An 18622-nucleotide genomic window follows, 5' to 3' on the forward strand; every position below is an offset into this window, starting at 1 on the left:
AAACTTTCTATTCTTAAGATTCTTCGGTATACTTGAAGAGAATCGTTAGAACTTTAGGAGGTCCTGAGATGATACAGATCGAACAAATTAGAACAGGTGTTATTCAAGAAAACTGTTATCTTGTTTATAATGAAGAAGCATTATTAATTATTGATCCAGGTGCAGAAGGAGCAAAACTAATTCAAGAAATTACCCGTTTAGGGAAGAAACCAGCCGCTATTTTATTAACACATACTCACTATGATCATATTGGTGCGGTAGAAGAATTGCGCCATCATTATCAAATCCCTGTTTATGTTAGTCCATTAGAACAAGCGTGGCTTTCCAATCCTATTTTGAATCTTTCAGGATTAGGCAGACATGATGATATAGCAAATATTATTGTTCAACCCGCCGAACATGAATTTAAACTAACCGATTATGAAATTGGCGGCATGAAATTTTCCGTAGTCCCAACACCTGGTCATTCAATTGGTAGCGTCAGCTTTGTCTTTGATGATTTTGTTGTTGTTGGGGATGCATTGTTTAAAGGTAGTATTGGTCGTACCGATTTACACACTGGTGATATGCAACAATTATTACACAGCATTACGACCTATCTATTCACTTTACCAGAAGAATTTCCTGTTTATCCAGGCCATGGTGATGCCACGACCATTCAACATGAAAAAGCCACAAACCCATTTTTTAATTAGAGATTTATTCACTATTTAAAGAAACTTAGGAGGAGTAGCAATGACTGAAGCAACGACACTTTATATTATTCGTCACGGAAAAACGATGTTTAATACGATTGGCCGTACCCAAGGCTGGTCAGATACCCCCTTAACCAAACAAGGAGAAGAAGGCATTTATCATTTAGGCTTAGGTCTTAGGGACATAGACTTTAAGGAAGCCTATAGTAGTGATAGTGGTCGTGCCATGCAAACCGCTCAGATTATTTTACAAGAACATCAAAACCACCAAAAGATTCCTTACCTAACCGATAAACGGATTCGTGAGTGGTGTTTTGGTTCTTTAGATGGTGGCTATGATGGTGAACTTTGGGGTGTGGTGCCACGCATTTTAGCTTTTAAAAGTTATGAGGACATGATGACCACAAAGATTACCTATCGTGAGCTAGCAAATGCTATTATTGAAGCCGATACGGCTGACTGGGCGGAGCCTTATGAAGTTATCCGTGATCGTGTTTGGTCTGGTTTCGAAGATATCGCTCATCATCGAGAAAAAAATGGTGGCGGCAAAGTCATGGTGGTTTCCCATGGACTAACAATTTCCTTTTTACTTTCCTTAATTGATGCAAGTTTGCCTATGCAGATGGCGCTGGAGAATGGTAGCGTGACGACCTTAACTTACGAAAAAGGAACATTTACCATTCAAGGAATTAATGATATTTCTTATATTGAAAAGGGAAAAAAGATCGCTGAAAAGCGCCGTTTATTGTAAAAAAAGAGAAGGTTATCTGTCAAAATGACAGATAACCTTCTCTTTTTATTTATTCTTTTAAACGTTCTACATTTTTTCTTGAGATTTGAATTTTTTCTAAGGTTTCCTTATAGTTTTTTGCTGCATAAGCAAAAAATAAAACATCAACTACATACAATTGTGCCACCAAGGAAACAGTAGCCGCACTTCTCAATGGCACGTCTTCCCCACTAGAGGTTTGAAGGACGATATCACTTTTTTCACCAATCACTGATTTTTCATCTTGTGTGATACTAACAATAGGAATCCCTTGCTGCTTCGCTAAATCAGCTAAAGTACTTGCTTCTTTATTCGTTCCAGAATTAGAAATAACAATAAAAACACTAGGCTTTTCTGTTGAGCCTAACATGGAAGCAAATAAATGATGATCCAATGTTGTAAATACCGTTCGGCCTAATCGCGTAAACTTTTGATAAATATCTTGAGCAACCAACGAAGAGGCGCCCAACCCATAGACAAAAATTACTTCTGTTTTTTCCAACAAATCAACGGCTTCATTCACTGCGACATCCTCTAATGTCTGACCGCTTCGCTCAACCACATGAACAAAGCGCGCCTGTAACTTTTGTTTAATATCAGCTGTTGATTCCCCTTTAGTAACTTCAGTGTACATTTGCTGCTTCATTTGACCAAGATTTGCAGATAATAAAAGTTTCAACTCTGTGAAGCCATTCACATCCATAGAATGACAAAAGCGAATAATTGCCGCTGGACTTGATCCTGCTTGTTTCGCTAGCTCTTGCGCATTCATTGAAATAACTGTTTCTGTATTTTTTAAAATATATTCTGCGATTTTTCGTTCTGATTTTGGTAATTGTTGTAGACGATCTTGGATAGATAAGACAATATTTTGTTGCATAAACACCCCTCCTGATACACCATTTCCTACGCAATTAAATTTTAACAAAGAAAAAGGGAGAAGCCAAGTTCTCCTTTTTTCTATTTATTATTTAGTTGTTTGCATATCTTTAGGAATCCCAAAGAATAACGTTGCTACAAAACCACCTGCGTAAGCAGCCAATAAACCTAATACATATGCAAGCCATTGGTTGTTGGCAATTAATGGAATTAAAGCCACCCCACTTGGTCCAATAGCAATTGCACCAACATTACCGAAGGCCCCAATCACCGCACCACCAATACCACCGCCGATACAAGCAGTAATGAATGGACGTCCTAATGGTAAAGTAACTCCGTAGATTAATGGTTCACCAATACCTAAAATCCCAACTGGCAAGGCACCTTTAATCATTTCAACTAATTTTTTATCTGATTTACAACGAATCCATAATGCTAAAGCTGCACCGACTTGTCCCGCACCAGCCATGGCCAGAATTGGTAATAACAAAGTCATCCCTGTTTGATTAATCATTTCAATGTGGATTGGCGTCAAAATTTGATGTAAACCAAACATTACCATTGGCAAGAAGGTTAAACCAAGAGTAAAGCCAGCAACCATGCCACCTTTTTCTAAGACAACATTGATAATACCAACTAAGCCATTAGAAATAGCTCCGGCTACAGGCATGATTAAGAAAATAGTTGCTAAGCCAATCACTAAAAGTGAAATGGTTGGCGTTACAATAATATCAATTGATTCTGGGACAATTTTATGCAATTGTTTTTCTAACAATGATAATAACCATACGGCAAAAATAACACCGATAATTCCGCCTTGTCCTGCAGATAATGTTCCCCCAGTGAAAATATTACTGATTGGTGCATCTGGATTCATTCCTGTTAACATTGTGACTGCCCCAATAACACCACCCAACGCTGGCGTTGCACCAAAAACGCTGGCACTGTTAATCCCAGTGTAAAGAGCTAAATAAGCAAAAATCCCATTTTTAATGATATTTAAGACATCAATATATTGTTGCCATGAAGCTGAAATATCACCAGCAACAACTAAGTTAGACATAACAGCTGCAATCCCGCCAATAATACCAGCCCCAACAAAGGCAGGAATCATCGGAACAAAGATACTAGAAATGGCTTTTAACACTTTTTTAAATGGTGAAGTGTTATTTTGTTTCGCTTTTTGTTGTGCTTTCATTTGAGCGGCTTTTTCTTCTACTAAATCTTTTCCAGATTTGCCTGCTGAAGCATCAGTTGCGGTGTCATGATTAAATGGTTCTCCCAATTTGACACCTGCTTGATCTACCATTTCTTGTGCAACCTTGTTAACAGTCCCTGGACCAACAACTACTTGCAACGTATCATCTTCTACGACGCCCATAACGCCATCAATTTTTTTCAATCCCTCAATATCCACTTTGTCATAATCGCGGATATCCATACGAACACGAGTCATACAATGAATGACTTTGTCCACGTTTTCTTGACCACCAACTTCTTTATAAATCCCATCAGCAATGCGTTTAATTCTTTCTTCTGCCATGTTAAAACACCCTCCTAATTCCTTAATTTAATGTATTCTTGATAAATTGATTCCCGTCAATTAATTTTTGTGTTGCTTCTTCTTTAGTACTATCAGTTAAAATCATTACAATTGCTAACTTCACATTTTCTTCTGCTTCTACAAATTTTAGTTCGGCAACTTCATAACTACAACCCGTTGCTTCCATAATAATCCGTTTGGAACGCTCCACTAATTTTTCATTGGTTGGTTTTACATCAACCATTAAGTTATTGTAGACTTTCCCAATACCAATCATGGAAATAGTTGATAACATATTTAAAATTAATTTTTGAGCTGTCCCAGATTTCAAGCGAGTCGAACCTGTTAAAAATTCAGGTCCTGCATCTACTTCAATCGGCATTTGTGCATACTTACTAATTTCGGCATCTTTATTACATGCCACAGTTGCGGTAGCTGCTCCCACCGTTGTAGCATATTCTAAACCGCCAATTACATAAGGCGTCCGACCACTGGCTGCAATCCCAACAACAATGTCATTTGCTGATAATTTTAGATCAACTAAATCTTGACGACCTAGTTCTTTTGAATCTTCAGCACCTTCTACTGCGACAGTCATTGCTTTTTGACCACCAGCGATGAGGCCTTGAACCATCTCTGGCTCGACGCCAAAAGTTGGTACGCATTCGGCTGCATCTAAGACACCTAACCGACCACTCGTACCAGCGCCCATGTAGATCAAGCGGCCGCCTTGATTGAAGCTTTTGATGATGGCTTCTACCACTGGTTCAATGGCTGCTAATTCTTGACCCACTGCCATTGCAACTTTTTGGTCTTCTTGATTCATTTTTTGTAAAGCTTCTTTGACACTCATCTCATCTAAACCCATTGTATTTTCATTTCTACGTTCAGTTGTTAAGTTTTCTAAATTCATTCTCTATCGTTCCTTCCGTGACTAGCGTAAATTGATTTCCTGCCTTGATTAACGGCAATATCGTTTGATCTTTTTCAATAATTCGTGTAATCGTATTGACTTTTTCATCTTTCGGCAAGTCCACAAGTGTGACTTGAATTTCTCCCATATAGCGACCATATTTTTCATTATCAATCGTTACGGTTCCCACTGGACGTGCTTCAGTCTGCTCTGACTCAATCGTTGCAATTTCATCTTTTCTGAACATTTCACTCGTTCTTGATAATTCACTTCGCAAAACATCTCTTGCAGCATCTAAACGATTGGTATGAGTCCCAAGTATTCGCTTCAAATAGCGGCTCTTGCTAGGTGCTACTTCTAACAGAAATTGATTGGTTTGGTGATAATAACCAAATTGAGCCATGGTTCGCTCACTAATTGTAGGATCACCAATATAAACAGCATCGACATAAGGATCAGCCATCAAACCAACGGCAGCGGCGAAAGGATTTTGCCCCCGATGTTTTTCTAATGTTGGTAAACCAGCAAAAATTGGGCCTCTTGTTTGCCCATCTCCTGGCACAAAAGTAAAAACTTGTAAGCCTAATTCTTTAAGCCAGCGGTTCTTTTCATTAAAAAATGTTGTTCCAATGCCGGTTTCAGGTCTTGGATAATAATTATGCCAAGCTTCTAAGCGAGAAAAGTCCGCTTGGTGAGCCTTTAACTCAGCCACTTCTTCCAGTGTAATGGTACTAGCATTCAATCCTATATCAATCTTATGTGAAGCATGAGCCATTTGTTCTATCGTAATGCCGTAGTCCATCCGGAGGCCAGTTACACCCAACTCGATTAAAGGCTCTAATTCATCGAAAGAAAAACCCGCTCTTTTTAACGCTTCACCTGAAATATCTACCATAATTTTCATTTTTTCTGCCTTAGCAATTGCCCCTAAATCAGTCAAGCGTTGGCGGTAAAGGGAAGTATCATCTTCTGGAATGTGTAAAGAAGTGAAAATACCATCAAATCCAAGCGCTTTCATCTTTTTGATATAAATAATTGTATCGTTTGTAATCTCTTCACTAAGAAAAACTGAAATACCATACATCTTTTTAGCTCCTCTCTAATACGCTTTCATTATAACTTGTTTGAAATAAAATTTCAACTATTTTTCTAAATATTTTTTAATTCCAAAATAAAATTTTATTTCTGTTCAAAAAAAACAGATATTCCTTTATAGAAATATCTGTCTAATGCATTAATTGGCTGTGGCAGAGCCAACTGGTGTACCAGCTGTAACCACGCCAGTTTTCTCTAACGAAAATTGTGTTACTTTATCCATGTTGGTAATAATGACAACCATTTCAGTTCCTTTACCAGCTGCTTTAATTGCTTCTAAATCAGCAATTGCGACCACCGTATCTGCAGTCACTTGGTCGCCTTCTTTCACTTTAATAGTGAACGGTGCCCCGTTTAACTCCACCGTATCGATACCCATGTGTAATAAAATTTCAAGACCGTTTGTCATTTTTAAACCAATGGCATGTTTTGTTTGGAAAACGCTTAAAACTTCTCCTTCAATAGGTGCATAAATTTCACCATTTTCTGGAACTACTGCATAGCCATCTCCCATCATTTTTTGTGAAAAAACAGGATCATTCACTTCACTAATTGGGATAACGGTTCCATTGGCAACGGCATACATTGTATTATTTTCGACAACTTCATTCTTTTTCTTCAAAAATCCAAACATTTCTCTTCCCCCATTTTTTAAAGTATCACTAGTATAGAAAAAAGTTTCATGAATTACAAGTGGCACCTTTGTATAATTCTAAAATTTATTTTAAAATAAGAATTTGCATTGGCATTTACTTTGTCAGCGGGTATACTTATACTTGATGTATTTTGCATTTATTTCAGAAAGGAATGGTGACATGCTTTTTGCTAACCTATGGAAAGCAATTATTCTTGGTATTATCGAAGGAATTACCGAGTGGCTTCCAATTAGTAGTACCGGACATTTAATTTTAGTGGATGAGTTTATTAAACTCGATCTAAGTAAAGATTTTATGGAAATGTTCAACGTCGTTATCCAATTGGGAGCGATTATGGCGGTTGTTATTTTATACTTCCACAAATTGAATCCTTTCTCACCAAAGAAAAATGGCGAAGAGAAAAAAGATACTTGGATTCTTTGGTCTAAAGTCTTAGTCGCTTGTTTACCAGCGGCAGTTATTGGTCTAAAATTTGATGATTATTTAGATGCACATTTTTATAACTTTTTAACAGTATCGATTATGTTAATTGTTTATGGGATTGCTTTTATTATCATTGAAAAACGAAATAAAAATGTTGCACCGAAGTGTACTAATCTAAAAGACTTCACTTATAAAGCCGCTTTAATCGTTGGTGCTTTCCAAGTACTGGCATTAATTCCAGGAACTTCACGTTCAGGAGCGACCATTTTAGGGGCAATCTTAATTGGGGCCTCACGTTTCGTTGCAACAGAGTTTTCATTTTTCTTAGGAATTCCAGTAATGTTTGGAGCAAGTTTTTTAAAAATCTTTAAATTCTTGGCCAAAGGAAATACGTTTGGGTCAGAAGAAATCATTATTTTATTAACTGGCTCTATTGTTGCCTTCGTTGTTTCCATCATTGCGATTAAATTCTTATTAAATTACTTGAAGAAAAACGATTTTACAGTTTTCGGTTGGTATCGTGTAATTTTAGGTGCGATTTTAATTGGCTACTGGTTATTCTCATAAAAATAAAACCGTTGCTTTCAACAGTGAAAGCAACGGTTTTATTTTTTTAAATCGCCAAACGTTATTCGCTCAATCCCCTGTTCTTCAAACCACTGACGAACACGAGGATCACAAATCGTTGCTAATTCTTTGCAGCGTAAAGTGGTATATGAAGAATTATCTAACACAAATTGATCCAAATACCCAACATCAAAATGCATCTCAGCAATTGCCGATTCCGGCATCCGTAATAAACCAAAGTCATCTTCTAAAAAATTCTCCACTGATACGCCTTCGTGAATATAAGATAGCGCCCCAGACTCTAACAAATGTGTTACCTTGAAATAACCTTGTTGCGGTGGATATTCTTTTTCCCCACTATATTTCAGGGTTGTATGAAGTCCATACTCTTCTGCTAATTCTAAAAATACTTGATCAACCACTTCATCACCAATCGAATGGCAATCAAAATGTTCAGGATAATGTCCAGTTAGTTCCTTAAAGCGCGTCAATTGCGCAATCGTTTCAAGTCGTACTTCTTCATATACGAAGGTTACTTGCTTTTGTTGACGATAATAAGAAGAGCGATGAAAATTGCCTTGTTCATCTACCAGTGAAGGAATCACACATGGGTCCGCACAAGGTTTCCCTAATAAAAAATTCGTATGCTGACCTACAAATAAGCCTGGATAATTTTTTGCTAACGCAACGGCGTGTTCTGCTGTTGGTAAATTGGGCATCAAAAGTGTCGACGTTGTTAAACCATCGACATAACTTTTGATAATGCCATGATTAATCGCTTCTGACATCCCAAAATCATCAGCATCAATAATTACTTTAACCAACAGCTCCCCCCTCTTTTCTTTACGTATTTTTGATGACAATTCCGACAATAATATTAACAGCTGATTCACAATCATTAATCGTGCGCTCAAGCTGATCATAAACATCTTTCCACTTGATAACTTTCAATAAATCTTTTTCGTTAGTCATCAAATCTTTCATGGCGCTACTGTATAATTTATCGCCTTGAGATTCAATCGTATTCACTTCATCAATCAATGAAACTAACGTTTTAGAATTCTTAAATTTTGCAAATTCCTTCGTTGCTGATTTAACGCCTTCTGTCGCTTTAACAATATAAGCAGTTAATTCTAGCGCGGGCGCAATCATTTCTTCGACAACTAAATGATCAAGTAAATAAGACAAACTATTAATGCTATCGATAATGTTATCTAAGTGATCCGTAATATCGACAATATCTTCTCGATCAATTGGCGTAATAAAGGAAATATAGAGTTCATTTAAAATTTTGCGAACAATTTCATCATTCTCTTTTTCCAATTGATGAATCGCTTCTGATTTTTTTACTAAGTTTTCTAATGAATAATTGTCTACAATTTCTTGCAAAACCTTTGCCGCTTCATAAGCATTTGTTGCTAACTGGTTTAATTCTCCAAAATAATCAAATTGTTTTTTACGTGCCATGTTTTTCTCTCCTTAAAAAATTGCAATAAATAATTTTGACATCACATAAGCGATCAGCCCACATCCTGGGAAAGTTAAAATCCATGCTATCAGCATTTCTTTCACGATACGCCAGTCAACACTTGAGATTCGCTTAGAAGCACCTACTCCCATAATCGCTGTTGTTTTTGTATGAGTAGTTGAAACTGGAATCCCAAAAGCCGATGCTAAAAATAAACAAATAGCCGTGCTTAAATCTGCAGTGAAGCCTTGATAGCGTTCAAGTTTTACCATATCCATCCCGACTGATTTAATGATTCTCATGCCGCCCACAGAAGTTCCAATGCCCATTGTAATGGAACACAGAACCATAACCCATAACGGAATCACAAAACCGCCACCTGTTTTTTCGACTAAATTATTATAAAAAAGCACTAACATGAACACGCCCATAAATTTTTGCCCATCTTGCGCACCATGTAAAAAAGCATTAGCTCCTGCACCAAAGGCTTGTCCAACTGTAAAAAATTTGTTGGCTTTTCTTCTAGGCACAGCCGAGAAAGCTTTCACAACAAGTTTGGCAATTAAATAACCGCCGCCAAAGCCCATAACGGTAGAAACAACTAGACCAACAAGCACTTTGATCCATTCCGAGCCATTGACTGCACCCAAACCACCTAATGCCATTGCCGAACCAGTCAAGCCGGCAATTAACGCATGGCTTTCACTTGTGGGAATACCAAAATACCACGCAGCAACTGCCCAAACCACAATTGAAAAAAGCGAAGCAGCCAAAGCCACCTGTGAAGCGTTTCCATTTGCGTCAAAACTAACAATGTTACTAATCGTTTCAGCTACTTGGGCATTAAAAAAGGTCATGACTAATGCACCTAAAAAGTTCATCACAACAGCCATCCAAATTGCGACATTCGGTTTTAACACCCGAGTCGAGACAGCGGTTGCAATTGCGTTCGGCGCATCCGTCCAACCGTTAACAAAAATTACACCCATTACCAAAGTAATCGTTACCAATAATGCAATACTCACAAAGACACCACCATTTTTCATTTATCTATTTTATCATAGCATGTTTTAAAAAAAATGTATGCTTTTTTCTTAAGGCTCTGGCAAATTTTCTTATTTTTTTCTTGAAATTGTCTGTTAAGGAAAAAAACTTGTCGTCTTTTATTGCAATGGAACAATGGATTAGGTATAATGATTACTGTTGAATTACATTGGCTGACCAGTGTAAAACCTAAATCATCGGAGGTGAAACAAATGCCAAATATCGAATCTGCAATCAAACGCGTACGTACAAGTGCTAACGCGAATGCGAAAAATTCATCTCAAACAAACGCAATGCGTACAGCAATCAAGAAATTTGAAGAAGCTGTAGCTGCTGGAGCTGATAACGTCGATGCTTTATACAACGAAGCTGTTAAAGCTGTTGATATGGCTGCAACTAAAGGTTTAATCCATAAAAACAAAGCTAACCGCGATAAAATTCGTTTAAGCAAATTAGCTAAATAATGTGAGATAGAAGTTAGCATTCATGTTAGCTTCTTTTTTCATCAAAAAATGTCCAAGTCTGTTTTCACAAAGACTCGGACATTTTTTTATAAAGGTGAATCAATCCACGGTAAATCCGTTGTGAGATGTTGACTAAATAATTTAGTCTCTTCTCGCAAAGCTAAACGTTGTTGTCGTCTCGTTTCATAATTGGAACAAATCAACTTTTCTTCTGCAGTTTCTGGGACGACTGCCGCTAATTGGAAGTCACTTTCGGGATTCATATGAGACGGAATGGCTACAAAAGTTGTAAAACAAGTCGCCGCTAAATAACGCTCGCCAGTTGTTAAATCTTCTCCTACAACTTTAACAAATACTTCCATCGATTTATGATGCACGCCAGAAACAAAAGTTTCAACACACACTGAGTGATTTTCTTTTAAAGGTTTTAAAAAATTCAAGTTATCTAAAGATGCTGTAACTGCCCCTCTCCGACAATGTCGTGAAACGGAAATGGATGCGGCGTCATCAATTAAAGACATTAATTTCCCACCAAATAGTGCACCAAAGGGATTTAAATCAAAGGGAAATACACGATGTGTTTGAATAACTCGTGATTCTCGACAAAATTTTTCTTTCGTCATTAACGATTCCTCTACTTTCATTTATAAACTTTTCCACGCTTTACTTTAGCTTACTTTACCATTTGATGCAATCCTTACTTTTTAGGAAACATTTAAAAAATAACAAATTTGCAAGTCCCATTTATTCATTTTTAGGAAAGTTGCTGTATAATAATAACGGTTAAAGAACTTTTAAGGAGATGGATACACATGAAAATTGCAATTGCTGGTGCCGGCGCTATGGGCAGCCGTTTAGGAATTATGTTGCATCAAGGCGGAAATGATGTAACTTTAATCGATCAATGGCCCGCGCACATTGAAGCTATTCGTAAAAATGGTTTAATCGCTGATTTTAACGGAGAAGAAGTTGTCGCGAACCTACCAATCTTCTCACCAGAAGAAATTGACCATCAAAATGAACAAGTGGATTTAATTATCGCTTTAACTAAAGCACAACAATTAGATGCAATGTTTAAAGCGATTCAACCAATGATTACTGAAAAAACATATGTACTATGTTTATTAAATGGCTTAGGTCATGAAGATGTACTAGAAAAATATGTACCAAAAGAAAACATTTTGGTTGGCATTACCATGTGGACAGCTGGTTTAGAAGGACCGGGACGTGTTAAACTTTTAGGTGATGGCGAAATTGAATTAGAAAATATTGATCCTTCTGGTAAAAAATTTGCTTTAGAAGTCGTTGATGTCTTTCAAAAAGCTGGTTTAAATCCAAGCTATAGTAGCAATGTTCGCTACTCTATTTGGCGGAAAGCCTGTGTCAATGGCACGCTAAACGGTTTGTGTACAATCCTTGATTGTAATATTGCCGAATTTGGTGCACTACCTGTTAGTGAATCCCTTGTTAAAACATTAATCAGTGAATTTGCAGCAGTCGCAGAAAAAGAAGCCATTCATTTAGATCAAGCAGAAGTCTATACACATATTGCTCAAACTTATGATCCAAACGGTATTGGCTTGCACTATCCGTCTATGTATCAAGATTTAATTAAAAATCATCGTCTCACAGAAATTGATTACATCAATGGTGCCGTTTGGCGCAAAGGACAAAAATACAACGTAGCAACACCTTTCTGTGCCATGTTGACACAGCTTGTTCACGGAAAAGAAGAACTATTAGGAGCTAAATAATAAGAAAGTACCAGAGACAATCGTTGTATGACGATTGTCTCTGGTACTTTCTTATTTTGCTTGCGCAGTCAATTTTAAAATAAATAATTGGAATAGTAATTCTTTATCCATTTGGCCCGTTTTCATGCGGTAATCATTTTCAACTAATTCATCATAAAGTCTTTCTAATCGAGACAATTCAAATCGTCGGACTTGTTGTAACGCTAACTTGACTCGATAAGGATGAACCTTTAATGTATCAGCGATATTCGCTTGTTGATAGCCCATCTTAGCCAAAATTTTTGTTTGTAGAAAAAGGCGAATCTGATTCAATAAGATTGCATTTAACTTAATGGTTTCTTCTCCTTGTAAAAGTAAATCTTCATACAATTGAACAGCTTTTTCACTGTTTCCAGAAAGTACTTCATTGGTTAAGTCAAAAACATTATGTTCCAAAGACTTAGGGACTAATTCTTGAACCGCACCTCGTGTAATTGTCTTCGTCTCAAGGGCATATAAATACAGCTTCTGTAATTCTCCCATAATTTTTGATAAGTTCAAGTCTGTCAATTGAAGTAATAAATCAAAAGCATCGGAGCGAATAGTGTACCCTTCGCTCTCAATCGTTTGAGAAATGTACTGACGAATAGCCTTTTCATCCATTGGATTGACGTCAACTACTGTGGCATTTTTTTTCAATGCTTTGGTAATTTTTTTGCGTTCATCTAATTTTTCATATGAGGCCATAAAAACAAGAACAGTTGTTGGTGATGGACTTTCCAAATAATTCAATAAAAGATTGACATCATGTTCCACACCGTTTGTTTTTCTTTCGGCAGTTAAAAAGTAAGGATTTTCCACAAAGACAAGGCGATAATCACCAAAAAACGGAATTGTTTCCGCTTCAGCAATCGCTGCACTTAAAGGTGTTTCCTCCATATCAAATGAGAAAAAGTTAAATTGATCATCCTCTTCCGTCAACAATTCTTTCATCAATGTTGTTTTAAATAATTCAGTTAAATAAAGTTCTGTTCCTATTAATAAATACACTGGAGCGATTTTTTGCTCTCGCACTTCTTTCAAAGCTTTTTGTAACTCCATTGGCTCGCTCCTTTTCTCGTTTCTCTTGTTTATCCTATCATGTTACTTCTGGAAATACTAGTCTTGTTCTTTAACAAATTTGGCTTTAGAAAGCCCTTGCCAAGGTAACCATTGATAATAAATCATTCCTTGAATATCGGTCCGATAATAATTTATTTTTTGCTCCTCCAGCGTCGCTAATGTCTCCTGATGAGGATGTTTAAAACGATTATTCAGTCCAGCTGAAATCAATGCTTCTCGCGGATTAAGCTGTTTGATAAATCTTTTAGTAGACGACGTTTTACTACCATGATGACCGACTTTCAAGATGTCGATTTTCAACTGGGGATAGCGAGCCAACACTTGTTCTTCTCCTTCGGCTTCCAAGTCACCAGTAAATAAAAAATGCCGTCCGCCTAATTGTGTGGAAAACACTATCGAGTCATTATTGCCCCCAATACTGCTCTTATTGGGCGATAAAATTTGAAGAGAAATGGGCCCATTAATTCGCTTGGGCGCTAAAATCGGCCGACAGTCTGTTCCGCTTTTTTGGAGTTGTTTCAAGACTTGGCGAAACGAAAAATTGGCTTCAGCTGCTCCTTTAGGGAAATAAAGAACAGAAATTGGAACCTTCTGCGCAATGGCTAATAAATCGCCAAAATGGTCTTCATGTGCGTGTGTGATGATCACTTCATCTAAACGTTTGACTCCTTGACTTTTGAGAAAAGGAATCACTGAATATTCCGCTCCTGATCGACTATTTTTCCGTTGCCGCCAAGCTTCTTTGTCAAAAGACAACCGACCACCTGTATCGATTAGTGTATTTTTTCTGTGAAAAGGCGCTTGGATAAACAAACTATCCCCTTGGCCTACATCGATCATTGCAACAATGCCAATTGGCGAAAGGTATTTACTATTTATCAAAACAATTAGTAGTCCGATTGAGAAAAGAATTTTTTTAGACTTGTCTGCTAAATAAATCATTGAAAGTCCGATTAGTAATAACAAACTAATTTGTATCCAAGAATTTAAATAGCCGATGGTCAGCTTCGGATTTAAGTGAACTAGCACCCACTCAAATAAGCCATTCATTGTTAAAAATAGTGGTTCGAGCAAGGCTGCTAAATAACGTGCTGGCATAATAATCACTAGAAAAAAGCTCAACGTCAAAAGCGGTAACAAGAACCGTTCAAAAATTGGTAACAAGAGAAATGTTAAGAAACTTCCTAACAAGGGCCATTCATAAAATGATTGGACTAAAATAGGTAAGGAAGCCACAGCCAATAGGAAAGAGCCTAAACAATTTTTAATGAAAGGCGAAGAATAACCAACCAATGTTTGCTCTAAAAACAGCAGAACAAAGGAAAGTAAATAACTAAATTGACCGCCGACTGAAAAAAAGAGGGTTGGCTGAACAATCAAGTGCACTAAGAGAGTTAAACTCCAACAATCGAGAGCCGGAACCTGCCAATTAAACCGTCGATTGAACGTATTGAGGTTTGTTTGTAAAAGCGCCCGCATGACACTAACTGAGAATCCTGTTAAACCAGCATATATCAGTGAAAAACTGCATTGCCACAAAAAATAACTTTCTTGCGTTCGGCGAGCAATTCTTAGCATTAGCAAGCGAAATAAACGAAGGAAAAAAGAAACATGCATCCCTGACAAACTAAAAAGATGCAAAATACCTAATGCTGAAAATTTATCGCTTATTTCAGCAAATTCTTCATTACGAAAACCTAAGAGCAACGCATTCATATACATTGCACTAGTATCAGCAAAATTTTTCTGAATATGTACCATCGCCCATTTCCGCCAGCCGCTAATGATTTCTTTAAACCGCCAAGAAAAAAAGGAACGCGGTTGTCCTATCTCCTCAATGAATAAAATAGCTTCGATTCCTTGATTCTTTAAAAATAGTTGATAATTGAAGCCATTTTTGTTGGTTTGACCTTGGGGCGAGTCTAAAATACCTACAGCGGTTGCCTGAATGGTTGTGGTTAGTTGTTGCCATTGCTGTTTTTCTTTCACACTTTTTAATTGATAAAATGCCATCACTTTCTGCCTTTTGCCTTTTACGATCCAATTGGCAGGAAATTTTACTTGATCACCATCGACTTGTATTTCATCTGGTAATATCGTTAGCTGTCCTGACAAGCGAACTTCTTTAGGCAACAAAGAGACTGGCTTTAACCACTGGAAAATCAATATGCCCCCTACTATTAAAAAACTGCACAAAAAACCTCCCAATATAACAGGAAAACTTTTTGTACAGACAATACGGATAACAGTGATAGAAAGAAGAAGAGCTCCTAATAGACTAGGTGCGAAAAAACACCACAGCCCACAACTAGTCAGCAGAGCTATGAAGAACCAATTATTCCTCAGCTGAGGAAAGATTGTCCTCAAGTGTGGCAAATTCTTCTCCCCATTGTAATTCGGCAAAATATTTTGGTACTAAAGTCACTTTTTCAACCGTGGCTCCTACTTGTTCAATTAAATTTAGGGCGTACGCATCATTACGGTAATCCTTTAAATAATAAATCTTTTTAATCCCTGCTTGTAAAATCATCTTTGTACATTGCAGGCAAGGGAAATGTGTCACATAAATTTCTGCCCCTTCTGTAGGGACGCCAAACTTCGCACATTGTAAAATTGCATTCATTTCTGCGTGGATTGTTCGAACGCAATGATTATCAACAACATAGCATCCTTCATCAATACAATGCGTTCCGCCACTGACTGAACCATTGTAACCTCCTGCAATAATTCGTTTGTCGCGAACAATGGTTGCTCCGACAGTTAACCGTGTGCAAGTACTTCTTAATGATAATAAGACGCTTTGTCCCATAAAATATTGGTCCCATGGAATTCGTTCCATAATAAACCTCCTTTATTTTTAATGACTCCTGTGTTCGATTTGCCAAATCATTTAATCTTATTACAAATAGTATGTTATCCGCATCCCATAGTCAAGAATTCTCAGGAATTTTCTGTTAAAAGTTAGCCAGTCACTGTCAACATGTCTTTTAAACGTTCTACTGTTTTCTCTCCAATACCTGGAACATTTTTCAGTTCCTCGACGGTTTTAAACGGTCCTTGTTCGTCACGAAAGCGAATAATCTCTTGTGCTTTTTTCGCACCGATTCCTGAAATCGTTTGTAGCTCTGCTTCTGTTGCCGTATTAAGGTTGATTTTTTCCTCCTGATTTTGCTGAGCAGGTGCTGATTCCTGCAGCGTTTCTAATGACTGTGGCACTGATTCTCCTTTTTTGGGCACGTAAATAATCATTTGATCTTTTACTTTTTGAGCGTAATTGACCTGGGTAGTATCAGCTTCCTCGCTCACACCTCCAGCTAAAGCTAAAGCATCCCAAATCCGCTGCTGATTTTTTAGTTGATAGATTCCTGGTACTTTCACTGCGCCTTTAATATCAACATAGATCATTGTTTCTGCCCTTTCTTTTGTAGCATCTGTGGCGACCTCTGCCGTAGTGGTCAAACTTGTCTCCTCCCACATTGTGGTGTCTACTTGTGCCTCCTTATTAACCATCAAATAAATGCCCACTAATAGAGTTATCAAAATAACTATAGACGCGCCACTACCTAGCAATAGCCATTTTTTGGGTAACTGTTTCAACCAATCCATCGTTTGTCCTCCCTTCAAAATATAATAACGCATTTTTTAACAAAAAAATGCGCCTGGACCAAAACTCACTAGTAATTTTTGGTCCAGGCGTACTTTTATTTTAATTTCTCTAGATAGTTCAAGGCATCTTGAACCGTTTTTACTGGGACAATTTTCATTTTTGTCCCAATTTTTTTCGCAGCTTCTTGTGCTTCTTGATAATTCGATTTGATTTTCGGTTCAACTTTTTTCATTTCTGAAGTTATTTCATCATCGGGTGCAAAGAAAATTTCTGCGCCGTTCTCACTGGCAGTTACAACTTTTTTGTCAATGCCACCGATTCTACCAACGATTCCTTGACTGTTCATCGTACCTGTTCCAGCAATTTCATGACCTTTACGTAAATCTTTATGACTTAATTGTTCATAGGTCTGCAAAGTAAACATTAAACCAGCCGATGGCCCACCAATATCACCCGCTTCAATAGATACTGGGATAGAAGAATCAATTTCTGTATGATCAGTCAAACCAATACCAATCCCCGCTTTTTTATCTGTTGGCAATTCAATTAATTTGCCGGTCGCTTCTTTTGTTTTGCCATCTTGAATAAATTGAACAGTGACTTTTTGATTCACTTTTTGTGCTTTAATGTAATTCATTAATTCTTCACTGCTTTTAAAAGATTTACCATCCACGCCTGTCACGGTATCGCCAACTTCAATTTTTCCTTTAAAACTTGAGTTGTCTTCCATCGCTAACACATAGACGCCTTTAAATTTCATCTCATATGGAACCTTCGCTAATTTTAAGGCTTGCTCAATTGCGGCGTTTTTTGAGGAATCCATATAGTATTGTTGAATTCGATTATATTCGCTATTACTACTATCTCCCATTAATTCTTTTTTGGACATGACTTCTTGAAAATCCGAAAAGTTTGCTTTTATGGCAGAAAAAATAGTGGCCGAACGAATGCCCACCGTTGTTAAATAAAAAGCACCTGACTGCGTATCTTTTTTTCCATCAACAGTTACAAACTCTTTTAAATTTTCTGTCGTTCCTGGTCCTTCAATATAATAAGGAATTGGGACGATAAACAAACCAATTAGCAGCAATGCCAATACCATTGGAATGAGTGATTTAAACGAAAATTTTTCTGTTTTTTTATTCATTATTTTAGCTCCAGTCATTCTTCTTTTGTTTTAACGCATGATAAATATTGGGAGGAAGATAGTCAGACACATCGCCTCCAAAACGTAAAACTTCTTTTAGTAAACTGGAGCTTACATGTGCATATGGTTCTTCTGCTAATAGAAAAACCGTTTCAATTTCTGGCGCCAGATGTTGATTCATTTTAGCAATGTCTTTCTCGTACTCGTAGTCTTTGACGTTTCTAATGCCACGAATCAAAAAATTAGCCCCTAATGATTTTGCACTTTCCACAGTTAACTGGGTTTCTTGCATGATAACACGCACATTTGGCATTTCTTTAGTTGCTTCTTCAATTAAATATTTTTTCTCTTCTGGCGTAAATAATGTTTGCTTACTTGTATTTATAAAAACGCCAATGATGACTTCGTCAAATAACTTCGCACTGCGTTCAATCAAATTTAAATGACCATTTGTCATCGGATCAAAACTTCCGGGAAATAGAGCAATTTTACGCATC

At 37.2% G+C, this 18622-nt stretch carries 20 protein-coding genes; 5 read left to right on the forward strand and 15 right to left on the reverse strand.

Going from position 1 to position 18622, the window contains the following annotated elements:
* The first annotated feature begins 68 nt into the window (after positions 1-68).
* Both IGL32_RS09255 and IGL32_RS09260 read left to right on the forward strand, forming a co-directional pair.
* Complete coding sequence (locus tag IGL32_RS09255) at positions 69-695, forward strand: MBL fold metallo-hydrolase (protein ID WP_002356716.1); 627 nt, start codon at positions 69-71, stop codon at positions 693-695.
* A 40-nt stretch (positions 696-735) separates the two neighbouring features.
* Positions 736-1446, forward strand: a complete 711-nt coding sequence (locus IGL32_RS09260) for a histidine phosphatase family protein (RefSeq protein WP_002359733.1) — start codon at positions 736-738, stop codon at positions 1444-1446.
* Between the two features lie 49 nt (positions 1447-1495).
* On the opposite strand, the gene IGL32_RS09265 is transcribed toward IGL32_RS09260, so the two are convergent.
* From IGL32_RS09265 to IGL32_RS09285, 5 genes are all read right to left on the reverse strand, one after another.
* Positions 1496-2344: a MurR/RpiR family transcriptional regulator gene (locus IGL32_RS09265; RefSeq protein ID WP_002385762.1), complete on the reverse strand. Its 849-nt coding sequence runs from the start codon at positions 2342-2344 to the stop codon at positions 1496-1498.
* 87 nt (positions 2345-2431) lie between these two features.
* The gene (locus IGL32_RS09270; protein WP_002356713.1) at positions 2432-3886 is read right to left on the reverse strand and encodes a PTS transporter subunit EIIC; all 1455 of its coding nucleotides are present in this window, start codon (positions 3884-3886) and stop codon (positions 2432-2434) included.
* Positions 3887-3908: 22 nt separating this feature from the next.
* A complete protein-coding gene (gene murQ / locus IGL32_RS09275) occupies positions 3909-4799 on the reverse strand; it encodes an N-acetylmuramic acid 6-phosphate etherase (RefSeq protein WP_002362196.1) in 891 nt (296 codons plus the stop codon).
* On the reverse strand, positions 4774-5883 hold the full coding sequence (locus IGL32_RS09280; RefSeq protein ID WP_202569291.1) for a MupG family TIM beta-alpha barrel fold protein: 1110 nt from the start codon (positions 5881-5883) through the stop codon (positions 4774-4776). Before IGL32_RS09280 ends, murQ begins: the two co-directional genes overlap by 26 nt.
* A gap of 150 nt (positions 5884-6033) precedes the next feature.
* A complete protein-coding gene (locus IGL32_RS09285) occupies positions 6034-6594 on the reverse strand; it encodes a PTS sugar transporter subunit IIA (RefSeq protein ID WP_002389987.1) in 561 nt (186 codons plus the stop codon).
* A gap of 115 nt (positions 6595-6709) precedes the next feature.
* On the opposite strand from IGL32_RS09285, the gene IGL32_RS09290 reads away from it, so the two are divergent.
* Entirely contained in the window at positions 6710-7540 is an 831-nt protein-coding gene (locus IGL32_RS09290; RefSeq protein WP_002356708.1) for an undecaprenyl-diphosphate phosphatase, read from the forward strand.
* A gap of 38 nt (positions 7541-7578) precedes the next feature.
* Here the strand turns inward: IGL32_RS09290 and IGL32_RS09295 are convergent, their stop codons facing one another.
* Genes IGL32_RS09295 through IGL32_RS09305 form a run of 3 tightly spaced genes read right to left on the reverse strand, consistent with a single transcriptional unit; the run spans position 7579 to position 10054 of the window.
* Positions 7579-8364 carry a ChbG/HpnK family deacetylase gene (locus IGL32_RS09295; protein WP_033786435.1) on the reverse strand — a complete coding sequence of 262 codons (786 nt, stop codon included), beginning with the start codon at positions 8362-8364 and terminating at the stop codon, positions 7579-7581.
* A 19-nt stretch (positions 8365-8383) separates the two neighbouring features.
* Positions 8384-9007: a DUF47 domain-containing protein gene (locus IGL32_RS09300; protein WP_002356705.1), complete on the reverse strand. Its 624-nt coding sequence runs from the start codon at positions 9005-9007 to the stop codon at positions 8384-8386.
* A gap of 12 nt (positions 9008-9019) precedes the next feature.
* Complete coding sequence (locus IGL32_RS09305; RefSeq protein WP_002356704.1) at positions 9020-10054, reverse strand: inorganic phosphate transporter; 1035 nt, start codon at positions 10052-10054, stop codon at positions 9020-9022.
* A gap of 210 nt (positions 10055-10264) precedes the next feature.
* Between IGL32_RS09305 and rpsT the strand changes: the two genes are divergently transcribed.
* A complete protein-coding gene (rpsT, locus tag IGL32_RS09310) occupies positions 10265-10516 on the forward strand; it encodes a 30S ribosomal protein S20 (protein WP_002356703.1) in 252 nt (83 codons plus the stop codon).
* Positions 10517-10602: 86 nt separating this feature from the next.
* Here the strand turns inward: rpsT and IGL32_RS09315 are convergent, their stop codons facing one another.
* Complete coding sequence (locus tag IGL32_RS09315; protein ID WP_002382741.1) at positions 10603-11160, reverse strand: acyl-CoA thioesterase; 558 nt, start codon at positions 11158-11160, stop codon at positions 10603-10605.
* A 168-nt stretch (positions 11161-11328) separates the two neighbouring features.
* On the opposite strand from IGL32_RS09315, the gene IGL32_RS09320 reads away from it, so the two are divergent.
* A complete protein-coding gene (locus IGL32_RS09320) occupies positions 11329-12270 on the forward strand; it encodes a ketopantoate reductase family protein (protein ID WP_002391574.1) in 942 nt (313 codons plus the stop codon).
* A 51-nt stretch (positions 12271-12321) separates the two neighbouring features.
* Here IGL32_RS09320 and holA read toward each other — a convergent pair whose 3' ends face one another.
* The 6 genes from holA to coaD form a co-directional block, all read right to left on the reverse strand.
* Positions 12322-13350 (reverse strand): DNA polymerase III subunit delta, encoded by a 1029-nt coding sequence (holA, locus tag IGL32_RS09325; RefSeq protein ID WP_002362655.1) that lies wholly within the window; start codon positions 13348-13350, stop codon positions 12322-12324.
* A 57-nt stretch (positions 13351-13407) separates the two neighbouring features.
* Positions 13408-15672 carry a DNA internalization-related competence protein ComEC/Rec2 gene (locus IGL32_RS09330; protein WP_161633476.1) on the reverse strand — a complete coding sequence of 755 codons (2265 nt, stop codon included), beginning with the start codon at positions 15670-15672 and terminating at the stop codon, positions 13408-13410.
* A gap of 34 nt (positions 15673-15706) precedes the next feature.
* Entirely contained in the window at positions 15707-16210 is a 504-nt protein-coding gene (locus IGL32_RS09335; RefSeq protein ID WP_002378554.1) for a ComE operon protein 2, read from the reverse strand.
* A 122-nt stretch (positions 16211-16332) separates the two neighbouring features.
* Positions 16333-17010, reverse strand: a complete 678-nt coding sequence (locus tag IGL32_RS09340) for a helix-hairpin-helix domain-containing protein (RefSeq protein WP_430600034.1) — start codon at positions 17008-17010, stop codon at positions 16333-16335.
* Positions 17011-17072: 62 nt separating this feature from the next.
* Positions 17073-18143, reverse strand: coding sequence for a SepM family pheromone-processing serine protease (locus IGL32_RS09345; protein ID WP_002394720.1), 1071 nt, complete (start codon positions 18141-18143; stop codon positions 17073-17075).
* Positions 18130-18621, reverse strand: coding sequence for a pantetheine-phosphate adenylyltransferase (gene coaD, locus IGL32_RS09350; RefSeq protein ID WP_002356693.1), 492 nt, complete (start codon positions 18619-18621; stop codon positions 18130-18132). The genes IGL32_RS09345 and coaD overlap by 14 nt, the downstream gene beginning before the upstream one ends.
* Position 18622 lies beyond the last annotated feature (1 nt).

Source organism: Enterococcus sp. AZ035, from assembly GCF_050548325.1.
Lineage (GTDB): Bacteria > Bacillota > Bacilli > Lactobacillales > Enterococcaceae > Enterococcus > Enterococcus faecalis.

What these genes read in the sequence shown, in the direction of transcription:
- IGL32_RS09315 (WP_002382741.1), bottom strand. Translation starts at nt 11,160, where the DNA reads ATGAAAGTAGAGGAATCGTTAATGACGAAAGAAAAATTTTGTCGAGAA.
- IGL32_RS09260 (WP_002359733.1), top strand. Translation starts at nt 736, where the DNA reads ATGACTGAAGCAACGACACTTTATATTATTCGTCACGGAAAAACGATG.
- IGL32_RS09335 (WP_002378554.1), bottom strand. Translation starts at nt 16,210, where the DNA reads ATGGAACGAATTCCATGGGACCAATATTTTATGGGACAAAGCGTCTTA.
- coaD (WP_002356693.1), bottom strand. Translation starts at nt 18,621, where the DNA reads ATGCGTAAAATTGCTCTATTTCCCGGAAGTTTTGATCCGATGACAAAT.
- IGL32_RS09265 (WP_002385762.1), bottom strand. Translation starts at nt 2,344, where the DNA reads ATGCAACAAAATATTGTCTTATCTATCCAAGATCGTCTACAACAATTA.
- IGL32_RS09280 (WP_202569291.1), bottom strand. Translation starts at nt 5,883, where the DNA reads ATGTATGGTATTTCAGTTTTTCTTAGTGAAGAGATTACAAACGATACA.
- IGL32_RS09345 (WP_002394720.1), bottom strand. Translation starts at nt 18,143, where the DNA reads ATGACTGGAGCTAAAATAATGAATAAAAAAACAGAAAAATTTTCGTTT.
- rpsT (WP_002356703.1), top strand. Translation starts at nt 10,265, where the DNA reads ATGCCAAATATCGAATCTGCAATCAAACGCGTACGTACAAGTGCTAAC.
- holA (WP_002362655.1), bottom strand. Translation starts at nt 13,350, where the DNA reads ATGGAGTTACAAAAAGCTTTGAAAGAAGTGCGAGAGCAAAAAATCGCT.
- murQ (WP_002362196.1), bottom strand. Translation starts at nt 4,799, where the DNA reads ATGAATTTAGAAAACTTAACAACTGAACGTAGAAATGAAAATACAATG.
- IGL32_RS09290 (WP_002356708.1), top strand. Translation starts at nt 6,710, where the DNA reads ATGCTTTTTGCTAACCTATGGAAAGCAATTATTCTTGGTATTATCGAA.
- IGL32_RS09340 (WP_430600034.1), bottom strand. Translation starts at nt 17,010, where the DNA reads ATGCGTTATTATATTTTGAAGGGAGGACAAACGATGGATTGGTTGAAA.
- IGL32_RS09305 (WP_002356704.1), bottom strand. Translation starts at nt 10,054, where the DNA reads ATGAAAAATGGTGGTGTCTTTGTGAGTATTGCATTATTGGTAACGATT.
- IGL32_RS09320 (WP_002391574.1), top strand. Translation starts at nt 11,329, where the DNA reads ATGAAAATTGCAATTGCTGGTGCCGGCGCTATGGGCAGCCGTTTAGGA.
- IGL32_RS09300 (WP_002356705.1), bottom strand. Translation starts at nt 9,007, where the DNA reads ATGGCACGTAAAAAACAATTTGATTATTTTGGAGAATTAAACCAGTTA.
- IGL32_RS09255 (WP_002356716.1), top strand. Translation starts at nt 69, where the DNA reads ATGATACAGATCGAACAAATTAGAACAGGTGTTATTCAAGAAAACTGT.
- IGL32_RS09270 (WP_002356713.1), bottom strand. Translation starts at nt 3,886, where the DNA reads ATGGCAGAAGAAAGAATTAAACGCATTGCTGATGGGATTTATAAAGAA.